Annotated in this window: 19 protein-coding genes; 6 read left to right on the forward strand and 13 right to left on the reverse strand. The window is 68.9% G+C overall.

What is annotated here, in order from left to right:
• Positions 1 to 270 precede the first annotated feature (270 nt).
• Positions 271 to 1,464 carry a D-Ala-D-Ala carboxypeptidase family metallohydrolase gene (locus tag KY572_RS13655; RefSeq protein ID WP_224243034.1) on the forward strand — a complete coding sequence of 398 codons (1,194 nt, stop codon included), beginning with the start codon at positions 271 to 273 and terminating at the stop codon, positions 1,462 to 1,464.
• An 18-nt stretch (positions 1,465 to 1,482) separates the two neighbouring features.
• Positions 1,483 to 2,595 carry a tetratricopeptide repeat protein gene (locus tag KY572_RS13660; protein WP_224243035.1) on the forward strand — a complete coding sequence of 371 codons (1,113 nt, stop codon included), beginning with the start codon at positions 1,483 to 1,485 and terminating at the stop codon, positions 2,593 to 2,595.
• Between the two features lie 256 nt (positions 2,596 to 2,851).
• Here KY572_RS13660 and KY572_RS13665 read toward each other — a convergent pair whose 3' ends face one another.
• Positions 2,852 to 3,874: a polysaccharide lyase gene (locus KY572_RS13665; protein ID WP_224243036.1), complete on the reverse strand. Its 1,023-nt coding sequence runs from the start codon at positions 3,872 to 3,874 to the stop codon at positions 2,852 to 2,854.
• 408 nt (positions 3,875 to 4,282) lie between these two features.
• On the opposite strand from KY572_RS13665, the gene KY572_RS13670 reads away from it, so the two are divergent.
• Complete coding sequence (locus KY572_RS13670) at positions 4,283 to 5,920, forward strand: acyl-CoA synthetase (protein ID WP_224243037.1); 1,638 nt, start codon at positions 4,283 to 4,285, stop codon at positions 5,918 to 5,920.
• A 24-nt stretch (positions 5,921 to 5,944) separates the two neighbouring features.
• Here KY572_RS13670 and gndA read toward each other — a convergent pair whose 3' ends face one another.
• The 9 genes from gndA to KY572_RS13715 all read right to left on the reverse strand — a co-directional run bounded on the left by gndA (position 5,945) and on the right by KY572_RS13715 (position 15,093).
• The gene (gene gndA, locus KY572_RS13675; RefSeq protein WP_224243038.1) at positions 5,945 to 7,378 is read right to left on the reverse strand and encodes an NADP-dependent phosphogluconate dehydrogenase; all 1,434 of its coding nucleotides are present in this window, start codon (positions 7,376 to 7,378) and stop codon (positions 5,945 to 5,947) included.
• A gap of 45 nt (positions 7,379 to 7,423) precedes the next feature.
• On the reverse strand, positions 7,424 to 8,098 hold the full coding sequence (gene pgl, locus KY572_RS13680; RefSeq protein ID WP_224243039.1) for a 6-phosphogluconolactonase: 675 nt from the start codon (positions 8,096 to 8,098) through the stop codon (positions 7,424 to 7,426).
• Positions 8,095 to 9,639 carry a glucose-6-phosphate dehydrogenase gene (gene zwf, locus KY572_RS13685; RefSeq protein WP_224243040.1) on the reverse strand — a complete coding sequence of 515 codons (1,545 nt, stop codon included), beginning with the start codon at positions 9,637 to 9,639 and terminating at the stop codon, positions 8,095 to 8,097. The genes pgl and zwf overlap by 4 nt, the downstream gene beginning before the upstream one ends.
• 90 nt (positions 9,640 to 9,729) lie before the next feature.
• A complete protein-coding gene (locus tag KY572_RS13690; protein WP_224243041.1) occupies positions 9,730 to 10,602 on the reverse strand; it encodes an NmrA/HSCARG family protein in 873 nt (290 codons plus the stop codon).
• Positions 10,603 to 10,763: 161 nt separating this feature from the next.
• Entirely contained in the window at positions 10,764 to 11,351 is a 588-nt protein-coding gene (locus KY572_RS13695; RefSeq protein WP_224243042.1) for a hypothetical protein, read from the reverse strand.
• An 8-nt stretch (positions 11,352 to 11,359) separates the two neighbouring features.
• Positions 11,360 to 11,563: a hypothetical protein gene (locus KY572_RS13700; RefSeq protein WP_224243043.1), complete on the reverse strand. Its 204-nt coding sequence runs from the start codon at positions 11,561 to 11,563 to the stop codon at positions 11,360 to 11,362.
• 301 nt (positions 11,564 to 11,864) lie between these two features.
• Positions 11,865 to 12,284: a hypothetical protein gene (locus KY572_RS13705; protein WP_224243044.1), complete on the reverse strand. Its 420-nt coding sequence runs from the start codon at positions 12,282 to 12,284 to the stop codon at positions 11,865 to 11,867.
• Positions 12,281 to 12,505 carry a hypothetical protein gene (locus KY572_RS13710; RefSeq protein WP_224243045.1) on the reverse strand — a complete coding sequence of 75 codons (225 nt, stop codon included), beginning with the start codon at positions 12,503 to 12,505 and terminating at the stop codon, positions 12,281 to 12,283. The genes KY572_RS13705 and KY572_RS13710 overlap by 4 nt, the downstream gene beginning before the upstream one ends.
• A gap of 476 nt (positions 12,506 to 12,981) precedes the next feature.
• Complete coding sequence (locus KY572_RS13715) at positions 12,982 to 15,093, reverse strand: ArnT family glycosyltransferase (protein ID WP_224243046.1); 2,112 nt, start codon at positions 15,091 to 15,093, stop codon at positions 12,982 to 12,984.
• A 100-nt stretch (positions 15,094 to 15,193) separates the two neighbouring features.
• Here KY572_RS13715 and KY572_RS13720 point away from each other — a divergent pair, with 100 nt between their 5' ends.
• From KY572_RS13720 to KY572_RS13730, 3 genes are read left to right on the forward strand one after another with little or no spacing between them, the layout of a single operon-like run.
• Entirely contained in the window at positions 15,194 to 15,985 is a 792-nt protein-coding gene (locus tag KY572_RS13720) for an SDR family oxidoreductase (protein ID WP_224243047.1), read from the forward strand.
• A gap of 48 nt (positions 15,986 to 16,033) precedes the next feature.
• On the forward strand, positions 16,034 to 16,804 hold the full coding sequence (locus KY572_RS13725; protein WP_224243048.1) for a lysophospholipid acyltransferase family protein: 771 nt from the start codon (positions 16,034 to 16,036) through the stop codon (positions 16,802 to 16,804).
• Complete coding sequence (locus tag KY572_RS13730; RefSeq protein WP_224243049.1) at positions 16,795 to 17,574, forward strand: PhzF family phenazine biosynthesis protein; 780 nt, start codon at positions 16,795 to 16,797, stop codon at positions 17,572 to 17,574. The genes KY572_RS13725 and KY572_RS13730 overlap by 10 nt, the downstream gene beginning before the upstream one ends.
• A 3-nt stretch (positions 17,575 to 17,577) precedes the next feature.
• On the opposite strand, the gene KY572_RS13735 is transcribed toward KY572_RS13730, so the two are convergent.
• From KY572_RS13735 to KY572_RS47760, 3 genes are all read right to left on the reverse strand, one after another.
• Entirely contained in the window at positions 17,578 to 18,186 is a 609-nt protein-coding gene (locus tag KY572_RS13735; RefSeq protein ID WP_224243050.1) for a hypothetical protein, read from the reverse strand.
• A gap of 120 nt (positions 18,187 to 18,306) precedes the next feature.
• Positions 18,307 to 19,020 (reverse strand): Imm52 family immunity protein, encoded by a 714-nt coding sequence (locus tag KY572_RS13740; protein ID WP_224243051.1) that lies wholly within the window; start codon positions 19,018 to 19,020, stop codon positions 18,307 to 18,309.
• Between the two features lie 111 nt (positions 19,021 to 19,131).
• Complete coding sequence (locus tag KY572_RS47760; protein ID WP_224243052.1) at positions 19,132 to 19,869, reverse strand: immunity 52 family protein; 738 nt, start codon at positions 19,867 to 19,869, stop codon at positions 19,132 to 19,134.
• Positions 19,870 to 19,875: the final 6 nt, after the last annotated feature.

Genomic DNA, 19,875 nt, shown 5'->3' on the forward strand with positions numbered 1-19,875 from the left:
GCTTGTCTCCGGGGAGGCACTCGGGTGCAGCGGCCTCGTCCCCATCCCCACGCCTCGAGCGCGGACCCGGTGCCGCGGGGGCTCCCCTGTCTCGAGCCTGCCCCGGAGGGCAGGGAGCCGTCAGGCAGCGCGCGGGGCGCGGAGGGACTCGTCCGCTCATGGACGACGGCGCTGGAGGAGGGCTGGAAGATCGTGGGCGGGATCGCACCATCAGGAAGTTCGGCAGGCCCTCGGCGGATCCGCGGGAGGGCCCCATCGAGGGAGCAGGCCATGAGACTGGACAGAGCGGGGCGACTCGCGTGGGTGCTCTGCGCCGGCATCGTCGCCGGCTGCACGTGTGGAAGAGGAGAGGGGACGGGCGGCAGCGGCCCGCTGGCCGAGGACGACGCCCGGGTGGGCGGCGGCGGTGGGCGGCGGGTGGCGCTCGAGATCACCGAGGCCTTCACGAAGACTACGGGCCAGACGGCGCCGAGGACCTCCTTCCTCTCGCCCGAGGAGGAGATCACCGTGCGCGCGCGCCTCGTCAACGCGCCCAACGGCGCGGAGGACCACATCCGCTGGACGGTGCGCCCGGTGGGAGCGCACACCGGCCCCGCGATACCCGCCACCCACGAGGGCAAGGAGTTCACCTTTCGAGGCAGCTCGGCGAACGGGAATGCCGGCAGCCGGCAGCCCAATCCGCCCCTGGAGTACGAGGTGATCGCCACCGCCACGGTGGAGGGCCAGACGCTGGAGGCGCGCCTGCCACCCACCACCTTCATCCGCCAGGAGGAGGTGGACATCGTGCGGCAGGAGTACGCCGACTACGGCACCAGCTTCCGGCCACGCCTGACGCAGATCTCTGTCCCCGGGCGCGCGCTCCTCAACACGGGCAACTACACCTTCATCGTGGAGGAGGACGAAGGGAAGCTGGAGGAGCTGCTCACCCAGGTGGAGCAGGAGGTGAACCGCATCCTCAACGACGACGTGCAGGAGCAGCCCGTGAGGACCCGAGGGTTGAAGCCGAACACGGTGGTGGTCTCCCCCGGTCCGCCGGTGCTGGAGGCCGGGCCGCTCGGGGATACGGATCCCCAGGGCGATGATGTCTGCGTCGGGCCGCGGGTGAACGGCGCCTGCTCGGGCCCCATCCTCGCCGGCCGCAACGGTGTCGCCGAGACGCTCGCCAACAACCGCCAGGTGCGGGTGGAGCTCTCGAAGCTGGTGACGAGCGCCTACCGCAACCCGCAGCGCAACCGGGTCATCGGCTCCCGGTCGCTCAACAGCCGCCACACGCGGGGCCGGGCGCTGGATCTCGATCCGCGCGCTCTCACCGTGCGGGGCAAGGACGCGCGACAGCTCATGTGCGTCATGGAGGCGGCCGGAGACCGTGTCGTCGGCACGGGGAACTCCTTCACCGAGCGCGGCGCGGCCACGTTCCTCGACTGCAACGACGTGGCGGCGGACCACGTCCACATCCAGCGCTGAAGCGCGCGAGGAGCCTCGATGATGAAAGCCTTGTACCTGTCCTGTGCCCTCTTGGCGCTCCTGCCGTGGCTGGCCTGGGCCCAGCCTCCACCGCGCTCGGTGGCGCGTCCTCCGCCGACGACTCGTCCTCCCACGGCGGCGCCCCTGTCCGCCGCCGCGCGCGAGGGGATGCGGCTGGCCGAGCAGGGCTGCCAGTCGGACGGCTACGACGCGGAGCTGTGCGAGAAGGCCATCTCCCAGCTCGAGGTGGCGGCGCGAGAGAACCCGGAGCAGGTGGAGGTGCAGCTCGCGCTGGCGCAGGCGTGCTGGAACCGCTCCTTCCAGGAGCGACCGGAGTCCCGCTCCCGGCGGAACTGGCAGCAGCGCGCCACGGACATCTTCGAGCGGTTGGTGGACCAGAGGGTAGGCGACGCCCGGCCCTACTACGAGCTGAGCATGCGGCGGAAGGATGACGCCCAGCGCATGTCACTGCTGCGGCGCACCGTGGAGCTGAACCCGCGGCACGCTCGCGCCCACCAGGACCTCGCCTGGGGGCTGCTCAGGCAGGGGAAGCCGGACGAGGCGACCCGGGTCTACCAGCGGCACCTGGAGGTGAGCCCGGTGAAGGATCGGCAGGAGGCCCACGAGAACCTGCGGTTCGCCGGAGCGCTGGCCCGGGCCCAGCGCCCACAGCAGGCGGCGCAGGTGCTGGAGACGGTGATGGACCAGATGCAGGGCGAGCGCCGGGCCGAGCGCTGTCTGCTCCTCCAGAGCGTCGATCCTCGGCTGGTCGAGGCGAGGCCCCAGGTGAAGCGTGAGCTCCAGGAGCTGCGCCCCTACTGCACGAACACGGAGCACCTGGATCGGGCGGTGGAGCTGGAGCAGCAGGGCCGGGTGGACGAGGCCCTCATGGAGCTGGAGCGGCAGGTGGACATCAACCCCAAGCCCGAGGAGACGTACGTGATGCTCGAGCGCCTCTACCTGCGCAAGGGCCAGCCCGAGAAGGCGGCCGAGGTGACGACGCGCTACCTGCGCTCGGAGCCGGAGACGCGCGAGAAGTGCGAGCGCTTCCAAAGAATCTCTCCGCGCACGCTCCGGGCCATGGACACGCCGACCCTGGAGGCCACGCGGCGGCAGTGCACCACGCCCTGAGACAGGCTCAGCAGGCCCCGCCGAGGAAGCGGCGCCGCGGCGTCCGGGTCACCTCCGCATCCCAGCGGACGGAGAGCAGCTCCACGACGGTGACGAGGACGCGGCCCCTCACCGGGGCTCCACGACATCCCACCCACTCGGGCCCTGCCCTGGGGAGGGGCACGGCCGTCACTGTCCAGAAACGTCGGGAGTCAGGGGGAGGAAACCCCCGACGTTTCCGAACAGTGAGCGGGAGGGGCGTCCGCGACCCGGCGCCTCAGCGCTTCGGCGCGCGAGCCTTGACGGGGGCGGGCCGGCGTCGAGCGAGCAGGGCCAGCGCGGCCAGGACCGCCGCGGCCATCATCGGCAGGCCTCCGCTGGCGGAAGCGCCGCAGCCCTGGGGCTGGCCGTACCCGACGTCGCCCGGCCGATCATCCGCGTTGTCCGGCAGGGTGGTGTGGCTCTGCGGCACATCCAGGACCGGGTTCGTGTTCACGGGCGTGTTCGACGGAGGCGTGGTCACCGGCTGCTCGACCACCGGCGTCGAGGGCGGCGTCGGCTGCGGCTCGGGCGGCACCACGGGCGGCGTGACGGGCCGAGGCATCACATCCTCCAGCGTCGTCCCCATGGTGAAGCCGTCGTGGTAGACGCTGGCCGTCTGGGTGATGGACGCATCCCGGTAGAGCCCCAGCTTCAGGTAGTTCTTCTCGTTGCCGAACTGCGTGGCCACCATCGTCCTGGGCACCACCATCTGGCCGTCCTTGTACAGCTCGACGAAGCCCACCTTGGGATTGGGCGACCACTTCACGTGCAGCACGAAGTCATTCCACTGGCCGCGCTTCAGCGGCGCCCGCCAGAGGATCTTCCCCGAGCTGCCACCCACGCGCAGGCGCATCTCCTCGCCGACCAGGTAGAACTCGAGCGGAGGCGAGCCGCAGCAGCCGTCCTGGTGCCACTGGGCGAAGACCTGCCACTTGTTCACGGAGGGGTACCCCTGGGGGAACAGGGTGCTCCACTTGTAGAAGTAGTCGAGGCCCGGCGTCTCGCGGCTCAGGTACAGCAGCTCGTTGCGGTTGCCGCTCGCGTTGATGGGGTTGTCCCCCTTCTTCACGGTGGCCTTGAGGGCGTACCGGCCCTCGCGCACCACATCCGATACGACCAGGAGGCGGTCCGAGGCGACGCTCTGCTGCCGCGTCCACTGAGAGGTGTTGCCTGTCTCGAAGTCTCCCCTCCACACCGTGGAGGCGGAGGCGAGGGTGGGCACCAGCAGGAGTGGGACGAGTCGGAGGAAACGCGACAATGCTGCTCCTTTCGTTCGTGAGCGGACCTCGGACAAATGGGGCGGAAGAACCCTTCCCGGCGCTCTCGGCTGCCAACCCCCTGCCGCTCGAGCCCCGCCTGGCTCGCTGGAGCGCCATGTGACACGGCACGGGCTCGGCTCCCTCGTGCCCCACCGAGAGAGCGCGAAAGCCCTTTGATTTCATAGAAATGCGCGGCGCTCGGGCTTGTGTAGGTAGGGGCCTACAGCCTCGAATCGAGGCTCGAAGCACCGGCTGCTAGCTCTCCGGGCTGGCTCGTGGAGGCCGTGGGTGGAGCGGGCGTGGAGCGGCCCGACTGTCCGCTCGGTGTCCGCCGATTTCGAAAAGCGCCGCCGGGTCCGAGGGCCCATGCCATGCTCGCCGTGGACTCTTCCTGGAGGGGGTTGGTGATGAGCCCTGCGTCCCCGCGCAACATGAGCGACTACGAGGCCGTGCGCCGATCCTTCCAGTGGGAGCGGCCCGAGCACTTCAACTTCGCCACGGATGTCATCGACCGCCACGCGCAGGAGCGTCCGAACGCCCTGGCGCTCCTATGGAGCGACGAGGCCGGGAACGAGCGGCGCTTCACCTTCGCGGAGCTGAGGCAGCACTCGCTGCACGCGGCGCAGTTCCTGGCGAGCCTCGGCATGCGGCGAGGCGACCGGGTGTTCGTCCTCATGCCCCGGGTGCCGGAGTGGTGGTTCGTGGTGCTGGGCTGCATCCGGTCCGGCATCGTCTTCATGCCCGGCACGCCCATGCTCACGCCGAAGGACATCCGCTACCGGCTGTCGGCGTCGGATGCGCAGGCGGTCATCACGGACGCCAGCTGCCTGGATCGCTTCGAGGGGCTGGTGGGCTCGGGAAGGGTGGAGAACTGGGTCTGCGTGGGAAAGGCGCCCGCGCCGTGGGTCGAGTACGAGCCGGGCTCCGGGACGGGCGCGCACGGGCTGTCCTTCGAGCGCACCCGCGCGGACGAGCCGATGCTCATCTACTTCACCTCCGGCACCACGGGCATGCCGAAGCTGGTGCTCCACACCCACGCGAGCTACGGCCTGGGGCACGTGGTGACGGGGCGCTACTGGCTGGACCTGACGCCGGAGGACCGGCACCTGACGCTGTCGGACACGGGCTGGGCCAAGTGCGCCTGGGGCAAGCTCTTCGGGCCGTGGAGCCAGGGGGCGTGCAACGTCGTCTATGACTTCCGAGGGCGCTTCGACGCGGCGCGCATCCTGAAGGTGCTGGAGACGCGGAAGGTGACGACGTTCTGCGCGCCGCCCACGGCGTGGCGGGCCCTCGTGCTGCAGGACCTGTCGAAGTTCGACCTGTCCTCCATCCGCCACGCGGTGAGCGCGGGAGAGCCGCTGAACCCCGAGGTCATCGACTCTTGGAAGCAGGCCACGGGGCTGCACATCCGCGAGGGCTACGGGCAGACGGAGACGGTGATGGTGGTGGGGATGTTCCCGGCGCTGGAGCCCCGGGTGGGCTCCATGGGCAAGCCGTCACCGGGCTTCACGGTGGCGGTCATCGACGACAGCGGCAAGGAAGTCCCGGCGGGGCAGGAGGGAGACATCGCGGTGAGGGTGGCGCCCGAGCGTCCGGTGGGCCTGTTCCAGGGCTACCTGAATGACGAGGCCGCCAACCAGGCCTGCCGGCGCGGGGACTGGTACGTGACGGGAGACCGGGCCGTGAAGGACGCGGACGGCTACTTCTGGTTCGTGGGGCGCTCGGACGACGTCATCAAGACGTCGGGCTACCGGGTGGGGCCCTTCGAGGTGGAGTCCGCGCTGCTGGAGCACGAGGCGGTGGCGGAGTCGGCGGTCATCGGCGTGGCGGACGAGCGCATCGGCCAGCGCATCAAGGCGTACGTGGTGCTGGCGCCGGGCTTCAGGGGCTCGCCGGAGCTGGCGACGGAGCTCCAGGAGCACGTGAAGCGGACGACGGCGCCGTACAAGTACCCGCGAGAGATCGAGTTCGTCACCGAGCTGCCCAAGACGGTGAGCGGGAAGATCCGCCGCGCGGAGCTGCGCGGCACGCTCAAGCCTTCCTGAGGGGAGGGGACGGGGCCCGGCCGCTCAGCTCCAGTCGGAGTGGACGAAGCCGGCCTCGGGCCGGTCGCGGCGCTGGTAGGTGTGGGCGCCGAAGGCGTCGCGCTGGGCCTGGGTGAGGTTCTGCGGCAGCTCGGGGCTGCGGTAGCTGTCCAGGTAGGCCAGGCTCGAGGAGAACACCGGCACGGGGATGCCCACCCGCACCGCCGTGCCCACCAGCCGCCGCCACGCCGGCGCCAGCTTCGTCAGCACCGGCGCGAAGGCGTCCGAGACGACCAGGTTGGGCAGGTCCGGCTGCTGGGTGAAGGCCTCGCGCAGTGGGCTGAGCAGCTTCGCGCGGATGATGCAGCCGCCTCGCCAGATGCGCGCCATCTCCGCCAGCGACACGTTCCAGCTGTACTCCTTGGAGGCAGCCTGGATGAGGCGCATCCCCTGCGCGTAGGTGACGACACGCGCGGCGTAGAGCGCGTCATGCGCCCAGGAGACGAGGTTCGCCTTCTCCTCGTCCGTGAGCGCCACCTGCGCGCCGGGGAGCTTGCCGCTGGCCGCCACGCGCTCGTCCTTCATCGACGAGAGGTTGCGCGCATCCAGCGCCGAGGCGATGGACGGCACGGGGATGCCCAGGTCCAGCGACACCTGCACCGTCCACTTGCCCGTGCCCTTCTGGCCCGCCTTGTCCAGCACCAGGTCCACCAGCGGCTTGCCCGTCTCCGTGTCCTTCTTGCGCAGCACCTTGATGGTGGTCTCGAGCAGGAAGGACTCGGCGATGCCCTCGTTCCACTTCGCGAAGGTGTCGGCCAGCGCGTCCGCGGACAGGCCCAGGCCGCGGCGCAGCACGTCGTACGTCTCGGCCAGCAATTGCATGTCCGCGTACTCGATGCCGTTGTGCACCATCTTCACGAAGTGCCCCGCGCCATCCGGGCCCACGTGGGTGACGCACAGGCCCGACTCGGCGCGCGCGGCGATGGCCTCCACCACCGGGCGGATGAGCCCGTACGCCTCGGCGGGGCCGCCCGGCATCAGCGACGGGCCGTGCCGAGCCCCCTCCTCACCGCCCGAGACGCCCATGCCGATGAAGTGCAGCCCCTTCTCCCGGAAGGCCTTCTCGCGGCGCTGCGTGTCGTGGAACCACGAGTTGCCGCCGTCGATCAGCACGTCCCCCGGCGACAGCAGCGGCGCCAGCTGGTCCATCATCTGATCCACCGCCGCGCCCGCCGTCACCATCAGAAGGATGCGGCGCGGGCGCTCCAGCATCTGGACGAACTCCGCCAGCGAGCCGGTGCCCTTCATCTCCGGGTGCCCGTGCCTGGCGTGGATGGCGTCGATCTTCTCCGGGTGCCGGTCCCACGCCGCCACCTTGAAGCCGCGGTCGGCGACGTTGAGCGCGATGCTCGCGCCCATCACGCCCATGCCCGCCACGCCGAACTGGAACTGGCCCTGAGGGTTCGCTGCTGAAGTCATCGGGTTCTCCTGGGGCTCCGCGCTGGAGGCGGAGCCGCGTCTGCTTCACTGCCCCGCCGCCGCCCTGTCCATCATCCACACCGCATGCGTCACTCGCGCCGAGGGCAGGTCCTCGTCCTTGACGAGCACCCGCCGCACCGCGTCCCGCTTGCCCTCGCCCGACACCACGAACAGCACCTTGCGAGCACCCTGCAGCACCGGCATCGTCAGCGTCAGCCGCCAGGGCGGAGGCTTGGGCCCCACCACCGCCAGCACGCGCCGCTTCCGCTCCTCCAGCGCCGCATGTCCCGGGAACAGGGACGCGGTGTGCCCGTCCTCCCCCATGCCCAGCACCACCACATCCAGGTCGGGAGGCAGCACGGCCTCGTACGCCCGCGCCGCCGCGTCCCGGTCCTCCCGCTCGCCCTCCATCCGGAACACCTGCTCGGGCTTCACGCCCAGGGGCCGCAGCAGGTTCTGCTCCGCGAGCAGGTAGTTGCTGTCCGGGTGGTCTGGCGGCACGCAGCGCTCGTCGGCGAAGTAGAAGTCCACCCGGCCCCAGTCCAGGGTCGTCATCGCCAGCGTGCGGTAGATGGGGCCGGTCGTCTTTCCTCCGGAGAGGGCGATGCTGCACCGGCCGCCATCCGCGAGCGTCTCCCGGAGCGCACCCGCCAGCCACTCCGCGGCCCGCAGCTCGAGCTCCTTCGCCGTCTCCACCACGACGGGGGCGGGGCGGCTCACTTGAGCACCGTCCAGCGCCGCCCATCCCGAGCCAGCATCGCCGCCGCCGCATCCGGGCCGGCGCTCCCGGGCTCGTACTCGTGGATGTGTCCGCCCACGCCCGACTCCAGCGCCCGGAGGATGGGCGTGACGTAGGCCCAGGCCTGCTCCACGCTGTCCTTGCGCGCGAAGAGGGTGGCGTTGCCGCGCATGCAGTCCAGCAGCAGCCGCTCGTAGGCCTCGGGCACCGGCTGGGCGAAGGCCTCCTTGTACGTGAAGTCCATGTTCACGCCGGCGATGCTCACGTCCTCGCCCGGCACCTTGGACTCGAAGGAGAGGGCGATGCCCTCCTGGGGCTGGATGCGCAGCCGCAGCACGTTGGGCTGCAGCCGCTGGCACGCATCGCTGGTGCTGAACAGGCTGATGGGCACCGCCTTGAAGTGGATGGACACCTCCGTCAGCCGCTTCGCCAGCTGCTTGCCCGCGCGCAGGTAGAAGGGCACGCCCTTCCACCGCCAGTTGTCCACGTGCATCTTCATGGCCACGTAGGTGGGCGTGCGCGAGTCCTTCTCCACGCCCTGCTCCTCGCGGTAGCCCCGGTACTGTCCCGCCACCACGTGCGTGGCCACGTCGCTGCCATCCAGCGAGCGCAGCGCGCGGAACACCTTGTTCTTCTCGTCCCGGATGTCCTCCGCGCCAAACGAGGTGGGAGGCTCCATCGCGCACAGCGCCAGCACCTGCATCAGGTGGTTCTGCACCATGTCGCGGATGACGCCCGTCTCGTCATAGAAGCGCCCGCGGCCGCCCTCCATGCCCAGCTTCTCCGCCGCGGTGATCTCCACGTGGTCCACGTAGTTGCGGTTCCACAGTGGCTCGAAGATGAGGTTGGCGAAGCGGAAGACGAGGATGTTCTGGACCGTCTCCTTGCCCAGGTAGTGGTCGATGCGGAAGATCTGCCGCTCGTCCAGCACGGAGGCCAGGTTGCGGTTCAGCTCGCGCGCCGTCTCCAGGTCCCGGCCGAAGGGCTTCTCGATGACGAGCCGCCGCCAGGGCCGCTGGTCGGGCTGCTCCTCGCGCGGCAGCAGGCCCGCCTCGGACAGCCGGTGGAGCAGGGTGCGGAAGGTGGAGGCCGGCGTGGCCAGGTAGTAGAGCTGGTTGCCCTGGGTGCCGAAGCGCTTCTCGGCGGCGTCCAGCCGCTCGCGCAGCCGGGTGAAGGCCGCCGGGTCGTCATAGTCTCCGGCGATGCACTCCAGTCGCGAGGCGAAGCGCTCCCAGGTGGCCTCATCCAGCGGCTGGGTGCGGGCGAACTTCTGGAGCCCCTCCTTCACCTGGGCGCGGAAGGCGTTGTCGTCATGCGCGGAGCGGCTGAAGGCCACCAGCGCGAACGACTCGGGCAGCAGCCCGGCGCGCGCCAGCTCGAAGAGGGCCGGGAAGAGCTTGCGCTGGGCCAGGTCCCCGGTGGCTCCGAAGAGCACGACGGTGCATGGGTCGGGTCGGTCCGCGCGGACGATGGGATCGCCCTCGCGAGGGGTCGTCGAGATATGCAGGCCCTGGGCATCCATGCTGGCTTCCTCCGGGACTGAGGCGGTGGAGGCCTACCTTAAGGGCTTTGGCCTCCGGCTGCTCGGGAAAGGCACGCAGTGTCGGAGCGGTTACGCGAGCAGCCGCTTCCAGTCCTGGGCCTTCGCCCACTCCTCGAAGGAGCGCCAGCCGACCTCGGGGTAGTCCCGGCGCAGCGCGGGGATGTCGGCGTTGTAGCCCACCTTGTCGAACCACTCGAACATGAGAGCCATGTCCTCGCTCATCGCGCGCATCTGGGCGAGGGGGACCTCCACGTACTTCAGCGGCTTGCCGGAGGCGCTCGAGAAGGCCTGGGCCACCTGCTCGCCGGTCAGCTCGTTGGAGGCCAGGTCGATGCGCTTGCCGAGGAAGGCCTCGCGCCGCTCGATGACCAGCGCGCCGAAGGCGCCAATCTCGTCCACGCCGATCTGCTGCAGCGGACGCTTCGCGGGCAGCGCCATGGCGACGACGCCCTGCTTGAGGCCTCCGCCGAACATGGGGCTGACGAGGTTCTCGCGGAAGAAGACGGGGGCGATGATGGTGTGGGGCAGGCCCGACTTCACCAGGTACTCCTCGACGCGGAACTTGCTGTCGAAGTGGGGGATGCCGGTCTTCTGGTTGGCGCCGCCCACGGAGGTGTAGACGACGTGCTTGACGCCCGCGGCCTTGGCGGCGTCCACGGCGGAGATGCCCTGGCGCGTCTCCGTGTCCATGCCTGCCTCGAAGGGCGTGCTCATGATGAAGACGGCGTCCGTGCCCGTCATGGCCTTCACCAGCGAGTCGCGGTCATCGAAGTTGCCGATGGCCAGCTCGGCGCCGAGCTTCTTGAGCTCGAGCGCGCCCTGCGAGTCCGGCTTGCGCGTGAGGGCGCGGACCTTGTGCCCCTTCTTGAGGAGCGCGCGAGCGACCGCGCCTCCCTGCTGACCCGTGGCACCGGTGACGAGGACGGTAAGCGACTTCGACATGGGCTTTCTCCTGGAAGAGGGGACGCCTTACCGGAAGAGCAACCGATGTGCCACGGGCCAAGGGCTTGATTTCCCGTGAATCGTCCTGGGGGTGACTCTCGTTTTGAGAGGTTCTGTCCTCAGGCTGAAAGGGCCCGGGACTGCCGGGCAGGAGCGTCCCGTCACTTCCCGAGCGCGATGGCGGAGCCGACGAAGGCGAAGGACTGCGCGAAGCCGGCGGGAGCGGCCAGCGGCGTGGGGCTGGCGTCTCCCCACTGGGTGATGCCGTAGGGCAGCAGCTGCTTGAGATCGTAGCGCGCGCCTCGGAACTCGAACTCCTGGCTCCAGATGAGGGCGGCGGTGAAGACGTTGAGCGACAGCAGCTCGCTCTGCTTCGCGTGTTGGGACGCGCTGAGGGTAGCGCCCATGACGACGCTGACGCGGCGGAACGTCGCGATGGGCTCGCCGTCCGAGAACGAGTCGGGCTTGTCGAAGGACGCGCCGGGCTTGCGCTTGAGGTAGAGCGTGAAGTCGCCCGTGGCGTCGAGCCCCAGGGAGAGATCGCCGTTGGTGACGGGGCGGGCCTTGAACGGGGCGGACCGGAAGGTGAAGTGGGCCGTCTGCTCGCCGGGAGCGCCGTCGAAGAGGTCGCCCGTGATGCCCTGGAGGTGGAGGAAGTAGCCCAGGTCCTGCGTCGCCTTGTCGGCCGTGGTGTAGAAGCGGCCCGTCACGTACCAGGCGACACTTGCTGCTCTCAGCGGGGGAAGCATGGGGCGGATCATCCCTTTGTTTCTGGGCGAGACTCGGTGGGAGCGCGGCGCTCGATATCGAGCGCGAAGGTGAGGATGCGCATCGTACGAATATCGATGGCGTACGTCGTGACTTCCAACGGTGGGAGCCCCGTGGCGGGGTCCACCGTGGACGAGGGCGCAGGCGGGCACGCCGCGTCGTTGATGGCGAAGCGGACCAGAATGGTCTCCATGGGCCCTGGGGCCGTGCTCACGTCATAGGACTCGCGACGATAGCGACAGATGGCCTCAGGCGCTGTTCCTGGTGGAGGCTGGGTATCCCAGGGAAGGAAATCGTCCATCGCCAGCAGGACGGCAGCGGCGGTGTTTCCCTCGAGGCGCAGCAGCCCCTCCGTGGGAAGAGCCACGGGAAACTGTACTCGGGAGGCCTCCTCGGCGGAGGCATGAGGTACGGGACGCCACACCGCCATGCAGCCCGGGATCAGGCTGAGCGAGAGAGAGCAGAGCACGATGCGCCACATGGTTTTCCCTCTCTCAAGGATGCTGGACGGCGAGGATTCGCCACTGCTGGACGTCCACGGCATAGGTGGCGCTTCCCGTGTCCAGAAGAGGGCCACTCTGTCGGCAGGCTCCTGGACTTGGATGGATGCTGACCCAGACGACTCCTTCCGGGCCGGGTGCTGCCTCCACGTCATAGGACTGGCGCTGGGCAAGGCAGAGGGCCTGTGGACCGGCATCCTTCGGCGTACCCAGGTCTCGCGGGAGGAAGTCGTCCATCGCCAGTTGAATGGCCGTGGCGACGACGCCTGGAATGGTCTGCCTCCCCGTGTCAGGCAGGGTCGCTGGAACCTTGAACCAGGCCGCCTCTTCCGCGGCCACGTGAGGAATGGAGCGCTGCGAGGTGGCGCAGCCCAGGAAGGTGAGACACGTCACGAACAGGATGTGTGGTTTCAAGGAGACTCCTCTTCGCGAGTGACGGAGGTGATGCGTCCGGACGCCTTGTCCTCCGGGTAGATGTATCCGATGAGCTTCCACCCCTTTCCAAGGCGCTCGTAAAGCTCGCCCGGTCGGTTCTCATAGCGGTAGGGGAGCAGCTTCTGGATGTGACATGCCGAGTCGAACTGGATGCGGACGAGCCAGATCTGGTTTCTCTCCGCCGTGTCGACCCTGGACATGGGAGAGGGCGCCCAGGGGTGGCTGTGGAAGTCTGCGAGGGTGGATGACCTGCCTCGGGTGTCTCGTACTTCCAGGGGTGGCAGGCAGGACTTGCGCCTGGACGGACCCACAGGCTCCATCTTCCCCAGCGGTGAAGGCATACTTGCATAGTAGATGCCCTCTCCCAGCGAGTAGATGGCACCGCAGTACTCCTGTCCGTAGTCCCGGCCTCGTGCGCGAGGCTGCTCGAGAATGGCCGGACATAGCTGGTCGATGACTTCGTCGGCATTGGCGGAAGGCTGAATCGCTGGCCATGGCCCCCTCACCCAGATGCTTCCACGGCTGCCCTCGATGAAGCCGTAGTCCGCCGTCTGGTCTGCGCGGGCTCCCGGAGTGGCGCACCCGCCCAGGAGCAGAAGGGACAGCCCGACGAGTCTCATCCGCCCAGCGTGGCTCATCTGATCAGGATCCATGTGACCCTCGGCCGCCGTGACGCTCACTTGGAGCCGACAGGTGGTGCTTCCAGGGTGATGCGCTTGCGCTCGGCGCCGAGCTCGATGGCGCGCACGCGCGAGCGGGGCGGGCCGAGCGTCGGGAGGATGAACCAGGAGACTCCGGCCAGCCGGTCTCGATTCCGCAGTGACGCCTCGGGCTCGAGCTGGAGCGTCTGGGGACGCTTGCCTTCGATGATGAAGGTGACCTGCAGCCCATGAGGCACTCCCTCGGGGCGGATGAAGAAGACCCACTTGTCTGTCTTCCCGTCCACCGGGCCCGAGGCGAAGCCCAGCACCCGCATCGCTCCCTCGAGCTGGAGGTCCACCGGCGTCGCCCCCTCGGGGATCGGTGGAGGGCTCGCGGGCGCCTCGGCGTCATAGGCTCGCATCCACGCATGCGCCGGCACGCCCGGCACCGGCACGAAGGGCTCGGCCGCTGGCGAGGTCATGTACGCGTGGTAGCCCTTGGCGTGCGCCGCCGGCAGGTCCACCGGCCTGCGGTAGGTCATCCTCCCGCTCCAGAACATCGACTCGTGGATCTCGAAGACGCGGGGCGGATCATGGTCGATGGCCTGGAACAGCACGGCCTTCTTCGGCAGCGTCCGATCCAACGCGAGCCCCAATTCTCGCTCGTAGCTGGTGAGCAGCTCCTGGCGATGCTCCTCGGGCTTCTTGCGGATGATCACCGGCAGCTCGTAGCCGAACGTCAGCAGCAGCAGGCCCACGCAGCAGATGCTCACCGTGGTCGGGAATGGACGCGCCCGCCTCGTGGCGATGAGCAGGCCCCAGGTGATGAGCACCGCTCCCGCCGCGAGCACCAGGCCCTCCGCCAGGCCCGGCGTGGTGCGGACCTGCGGCAGCTTCTCGGGGACGAACGACCGGATGGCGGCGAGCGACGGGAAGAGCGCGATGAGCTTCGGGGTGAGCAGGGCCATGAGGGTGGCCGCTCCCACCACCGGGACGCGCCAGGTGTCCGCCATGATGAGGGCCATGGCCACGAGGACCGCCGGCGCGGCATTCCACACGTGCCCGGGCGCCTTCACGGAGATGAACGAGTGGGTGATCCACGTGGACCACAGCCAGAGCGCGGTGACGATGATGGCTGTCTCGCGCCGCTGCACGCCGCGGATGATGAGCCACACGCCCACCACCACCGGGAAGATGGAGCCCATCGGCGCGAACTCGTTGTTGAGCATCTCCACGAAGATGGCGTCGATGGGCCGGCGCCAGCCGCCCACGTCCACATGTGGAGGAGCCTCGATGTGCCCGAACGTCAGCTCCATGCCCGCCCGGTACACCTCGGGCCACTTCAGCGCCGCGTAGAGGTTCCACGGTCCGGCGACCAGCAGGGCCACCCCGCCGATGATGAGCAGGTGCGTGAAGCGCAGGCCCTTGGAGAAGCGGATCCACCTCAGGCCCACCATTACCCCCGCCACTCCGAGCGGCGCCAGCGCGAGCACCGTCTTCGTCAGGTGCCCCAGCCCGAGCGCCACCCCCGTCCACACCGCCCAGCGCCAGGAGTCCTTCTCGATGGTGTGCACTAGCAGCACCACGGTGAGGCTGACGAAGCCCACCAGCATGCAGTCGTACGAGTCCCCGAAGAGCAGCCCCTGCGTGAGGATCCACCCGAATGGCAGCGAGAGGAACGCGGCCGCACCCAGGCCCGCCCACGCGCGGCCGGCGGCGTTCCGGGCCAGCAGGTAGATGGCCACCGCGGCGCCCAGTTGTCCCAGCAGCGCCCCGATGCGCATCGCCAGCGGCGTCACGCCGATGAGGTGCATCATCGTGGCGCCGAACCACAGCGGCGCGATGGGCTTGTGCAGCCACACCGCGGCGCCCCACCAGTCGTGCGGCGCTACCGGGTAGAGGGGATCGCTGTAGAAGTGCGGATAGAAGAAGGAGTCATACGTCCCCCGCGCGGCCGTCTGATGGAGCGTCTCGTCCCAGTCGTGCATGCCCGGGTGCCCGAGCCCGGGCGCGAGCATCGCCAGGCCCCAGGCGCAGACGAGGAGGAGGATGAGCGCATCCGTGCGGTCGAGCCGCAGCGGCTCGAACGGGCGCTCCGCCCACTGCCGGAAGCGCTGTAGAACCCCAGGAAGTTGCACGGGGCGCACGCTAGTGGCTCGCCCCCATGGCGGCAAGGCAGCCGAGGTCCCTGCTTCCCTTCGCTCGCCCCTCAGCCGGGAGGGCCAGGAAGTGGTATGCCCAGGGCCTATGACTTCTCCCGTGGCGCTCATCACTGGTGGCTCGCGAGGCGTGGGCCGGTGCGTCTCCCTTCGGCTCGCCAAGGCGGGCTATGACATCGTCTCCACCTACCGCCGGGATGTGGACGCCGCCGCCGCGCTGGCCCGGGAAGTGGAGGCGCTCGGACGGCGCTGCCGCACCGTGGTGGCCGACCAGCTCGAGCCGGCCAGCCTCAACGGCGTGTTCGACACCATCCAGCAGGAGTTCGGCGGGCTGGACGTCTTCGTCGCCAACGCGGCCTCCACCGCCTTCGTTCCGCTGATGCAGATGAAGCTCCACCAGATGGACAAGACGTTCAACGTCACGGTGAAGAGCTTCGTGCTCGGCGTGCAGCGCGCCGTGCCCCTCATGGAGGGCCGCAAGGGCCGCATCGTCGCCGTGTCCGGCATGGACTCGCGCATGCCGCTGCCCTTCCATGGCTTCCTGGGCGCCATGAAGGGCTCCATGGAGATTCTGGTGAAGTACTTCGCCGCCGAGCTCACCGGCACCGGCATCCGCGTCAACGCCGTCAACCCGGGCTACATCGACACGGACTCGAGCCGCTTCTACATGGGCGACGCGTGGGACGCGCTGGAGGCCCGGGTGAAGGACTCCGTCCCCGTGGGCCACATCTCCAGCCCGGACGAGATCGCCGCTCCCATCGAGTGGCTGTGCTCGCCCGCCTCCTCCTATATCAACGGGCAGACGATCGTCGTCGACGGCGGGCTCGAGGTGAACTACGCGATGACCTTCTCCGCGAACGTGAGCCAGCCGTCACGGTGAGCGGGCGGGCACCTCGTCACATCCGGGCACAGGCCTCCTCTTCCTGACATGCGGAAGTACCTCGTCACCATCGGGTTCACGCTCTTCTTCCTGGTCACCGCGCCGGTGTGCACGGTGCTGGGGACGCTGCTGTGGCTCGTGTCGATGCCGTTCGACAAGAACCAGGCCCTGCTGCACGCCCTGGTGTGCCGCTGGTGCCACTACCTCTACCTGCGAGCGTGGCCCGGCTGGCGCGTGCGGGTGGAGGGGCGCGAGCTGCTGCCCAAGGGCCCGGCCGTCTTCGTGGCCAACCACCAGTCCGCGATGGACATCGTGGCGGCCATGGGCCTGTTCCACCCGTTCAAGTTCGTCTCCAAGTCCTCGCTGTTCAAGGTGCCCATGGTGGGCTGGCTGATGTCGATGATGCGCTACGTGGCCGTGGAGCGTGGGCACGTGCACGCCATGGAGCGGATGCTGGAGGAGTGTCGCGGGTGGCTGCGGCGCGGGGTGGCGGTGCTCATCTTCCCCGAGGGCACCTACGCCCCGGTCCGCCATCCGCTGCCCTTCAAGCGCGGCGCGTTCCGGCTCGCCATCGAGGAGCAGGTGCCGGTGGTGCCGGTGGTGCTGGAGGGCACCACGGACATCCTGGAGGGTGACGGGCCGCGGATGGGGGCGTGGGCCACGGTGCGGGTGCGCGTGCTGCCGCCGCTGCCTCCGGAGTCGCTCGGGACGGATGAGGTGGCCCTTGCCGCTCGCGTCCGCGCGCTCTATTTCGAGGCGCTCGGCCTGGCGCCCCTGCAGACGGGGAGCGGCCAAGAAAGGACCCAGGAGTGCGCCTGAACCTGTTCCAGGTGGATGCCTTCACCTCTCACGTCTTCGGCGGGAACCCGGCCGCGGTGGTGCCGTTGGAGGCGTGGCTGCCCGATGCCACGCTCCAGGCCATCGCGCTGGAGAACAACCTCTCGGAGACGGCGTTCTTCGTGAAGGAGCTGGAGGGCTGGCGGGTGCGGTGGTTCACTCCCGCGCAGGAGGTGGACCTGTGCGGCCATGCCACGCTCGGCGCGGCGTACGTGCTCTTCCAGCACGTCTCTCCAGGGCTGGAGCGGGTGGAGTTCGCCTCGCGCTCCGGGCCGCTGGTGGTGACGCGGGAGGGGGACTGGCTCGTGATGGACTTTCCCTCCCGGCCGCCTCGGCCCTTCTCGGCGCCGCCCGCGCTGGCAGAGGCGCTGGGGGCGAGTCCTCGGGAGGTGCTGGCGTCGCGGGACTGGGTGGCGGTGTTCGACTCGGAGGCGGAGGTGCGGGCGCTGCGGCCGGACATGGCCCGGCTGGCCGCGCTGGACGTCTTCGCGGTGACGGCCACGGCGCCGGGGACGGACGTGGACTTCGTCTCGCGGTTCTTCGCTCCGCGCGTGGGCGTGCCGGAGGACCCGGTGACGGGCTCGGCGCATTGCTCGCTCGTGCCGTACTGGGCGAAGCGGTTGGGCAAGGCGCGGCTGATGGCTCGGCAGGTGTCCGCGCGCGGCGGGGAGCTGCGGTGCGAGGAGAAGGGCGAGCGGGTGCTCATCGCCGGGCGCGCCGTGCTCTATCTCGAGGGGCACATCACCGTCTGAGCTTCAGCTCCGCGTCTGGTTCTTGAGGCGCCGGGAGGACTCCTCGAGCGTGTGGGCCAGCATGAGGGCGGGGCCGGTGAGGTCCTCCAGCGCGTCCGCGGTCGAGGGGATGCCGCCGCGCTCGGCGTGGATCCAGCCGTCGCGGATGTGAAAGGCCCGGTACTGGTCGACCATTTCGTAGAGGAGCTGCTGGACGGCCGAGCGGCGAAGGATGGCGGCCGTCTCCTCTGACAGGTTCGCCAGGCTGAAGCGCTTGTCGAACTCCGGGTCGCCGAGCTCCGCGTCCTTGCTGCCGAGGACCTTGAGTATCTTGTCGCCGAGGCCCTCGCGTTCCAGGGAGAAGTCGGGGGGAAGCGAGTCGCCCACCGAGAGGCGGAGCACGGTGACCGTGTAGCTCTGCTTGCCGCCGCCACGCCGCTGGGTCTCCAGCGTGAGCTGGTATCCCTCGTAGGAGCCTTCGATGCGGAGCTTCTGGGCGTGCAGAGCATGGCGGCTAGCGAACTCGGCCCAGGCCGCGAGCTGCTTCTTGTACACCCGCCAGATGAAATAGAGGGGGACGAGGATGAAGAGCGCGGAGACCAGGACGAACCAGAGGCCGGCGGTGTCTCTCATGGCGGGGATTGTGCCCGTGTGCCCGAGGACACGGAAGGCACGGAGCGCGCGGATCCCACGGGAGGGCTGAAGGCGGTTTCTTCGGGGGGCGCAGGATGGGCGGCTTCCTGGAAGGCACTCTCAGTCCATGCGGTTCAGCAAGGCCTGGATGTCATCCGCCAGCGCTACATGCTCGGCGTTCTCCACGGTGAAGTGGTCCGGAGTGAGGATCAGGAGAGCTCCTCGATCATCGACAGGTTCGACGCGCACGGGAGCAGGGAGTGGGGGGAGCGGGCCCAGGCGTCGCGAGAGATAGATCATCCAGCCGGCACTCGGATGCGCGGGGAGTGCCTTGTTCCGCAACGCATAGGCGTTGGAGTTGACGACGCCTGAGTCTGGATCCCATGCCACGACCATGGCGCGCAGGATGGCTGTGAGCATCGGGACAGTCAGCATGCGCTCCAGGTGCGGACCCGTGGAGGGCAGGTGGAGCAGGCACAGGTTGCTTACGGGCGCCGCGGAGCATCCGCAGAGGACTTCGACGGAAGCATGATCACCTTGCTGCTTGCCCGGACGCATGCCGTTATCCGCTGAGAGTCCGAAGCCAAGATCCTCGATGACACCGCCCTCGTCATTGCGTGTCCTCGTCTGCTCGAAGAGTTCCTGGAGTGTGGCGAGCTCGAGGTCGAGGGGCCTCGGGGCCTGCTTGCGTGACCTGGGCGGGATGAACCAGTCGGCGAAGAACTCATCGGAGGCTGCCAGGGTCTTGAAGAAGACCTGTGCGCGTCGAGCGCATGACTCGGCACTCTCCTGGCGTGCCGACCAATAGACCCCTGCGTAGTAGGCCTCTTTCATCGGGTCCGTAGTTTACGGGAGTGCTGGTACGTGAATGACTTCGATGGCATCCAAACGCCGTCCCTTCAGGAGCAGGCGGAAGTGCGCGAGGGCACGAGGCGGTGACGGACTTCACGGCTTGATGGGTGTCAGCAACCCTGCGGATTCCAGAACCTGCTGGACGTGGGCGGCCAGCTCGAGATGGGCGGGATTGGAGACGGTGAAGCGTTCAGGCGTCAGGGTGACGAGGGTGCCCAGCTCTTCCACGGGTTCAACGCGAACCGGCTCGGGTAGTGACGGCACGGGGCCTCGGTGGCGTGGGAAGTACATGACCCAGCCCACGAAGGTGCCTGTGCGGACGCGCTCCGTGAGCATTTCTCGATGATCATGGGAGGTAGCGATCGCCCAGTCAGGCTCCCAGGCATTTGCCATGGCACGCAGCACTGAGGACAGCATGGGGCCTGTCAGGACATGCTCTCGATGAGGGCCTGTGTCGGGCAGGCTCAATACGCAGACGTTGCTGATGGGTTTCGCGTAGCAACCGCATTGAATGCGGAGTGAGCAGTGATCGCCTTGGTGCTTTCCCGGGCGCATGCCGTTGTCGGAAGAGAGATAGAAGCCAAGATCCTCAATGACGCCGCCCTCATCATTTCGAGTCCTGCCCTGTACGAATAATTCCTGAAGTGCGGGGACGCTGAGTTCAAGAGCCCTCGGGGCGTGTCTGCGTGACTTGGGAGGTATGAACCAGCGAGCGAAGAAGTCATCGCTGCGGGAAACCGTGGTGAAGAAGATGAGCGCACGCCGTGCGCATTCCTCCGCGCTCTCCTGCCGTGCTGGCCAATAGGCGCCCGCATAGTAGGTCTCGATCACGCCACT

The sequence above is a fragment of the Hyalangium gracile genome (genome assembly GCF_020103725.1).
GTDB classification, from domain to species: domain Bacteria; phylum Myxococcota; class Myxococcia; order Myxococcales; family Myxococcaceae; genus Hyalangium; species Hyalangium gracile.

Bases quoted from the DNA above. Each gene is read 5' to 3' on its own strand.
- KY572_RS13655 (WP_224243034.1), top strand. From the start codon at position 271: ATGAGACTGGACAGAGCGGGGCGACTCGCGTGGGTGCTCTGCGCCGGC.
- KY572_RS13660 (WP_224243035.1), top strand. From the start codon at position 1,483: ATGATGAAAGCCTTGTACCTGTCCTGTGCCCTCTTGGCGCTCCTGCCG.
- KY572_RS13670 (WP_224243037.1), top strand. From the start codon at position 4,283: ATGAGCCCTGCGTCCCCGCGCAACATGAGCGACTACGAGGCCGTGCGC.
- gndA (WP_224243038.1), bottom strand. From the start codon at position 7,378: ATGACTTCAGCAGCGAACCCTCAGGGCCAGTTCCAGTTCGGCGTGGCG.
- zwf (WP_224243040.1), bottom strand. From the start codon at position 9,639: ATGGATGCCCAGGGCCTGCATATCTCGACGACCCCTCGCGAGGGCGAT.
- KY572_RS13690 (WP_224243041.1), bottom strand. From the start codon at position 10,602: ATGTCGAAGTCGCTTACCGTCCTCGTCACCGGTGCCACGGGTCAGCAG.
- KY572_RS13695 (WP_224243042.1), bottom strand. From the start codon at position 11,351: ATGCTTCCCCCGCTGAGAGCAGCAAGTGTCGCCTGGTACGTGACGGGC.
- KY572_RS13700 (WP_224243043.1), bottom strand. From the start codon at position 11,563: ATGGAGACCATTCTGGTCCGCTTCGCCATCAACGACGCGGCGTGCCCG.
- KY572_RS13710 (WP_224243045.1), bottom strand. From the start codon at position 12,505: ATGTCCAGGGTCGACACGGCGGAGAGAAACCAGATCTGGCTCGTCCGC.
- KY572_RS13720 (WP_224243047.1), top strand. From the start codon at position 15,194: ATGACTTCTCCCGTGGCGCTCATCACTGGTGGCTCGCGAGGCGTGGGC.
- KY572_RS13725 (WP_224243048.1), top strand. From the start codon at position 16,034: ATGCGGAAGTACCTCGTCACCATCGGGTTCACGCTCTTCTTCCTGGTC.
- KY572_RS13735 (WP_224243050.1), bottom strand. From the start codon at position 18,186: ATGAGAGACACCGCCGGCCTCTGGTTCGTCCTGGTCTCCGCGCTCTTC.
- KY572_RS13740 (WP_224243051.1), bottom strand. From the start codon at position 19,020: ATGAAAGAGGCCTACTACGCAGGGGTCTATTGGTCGGCACGCCAGGAG.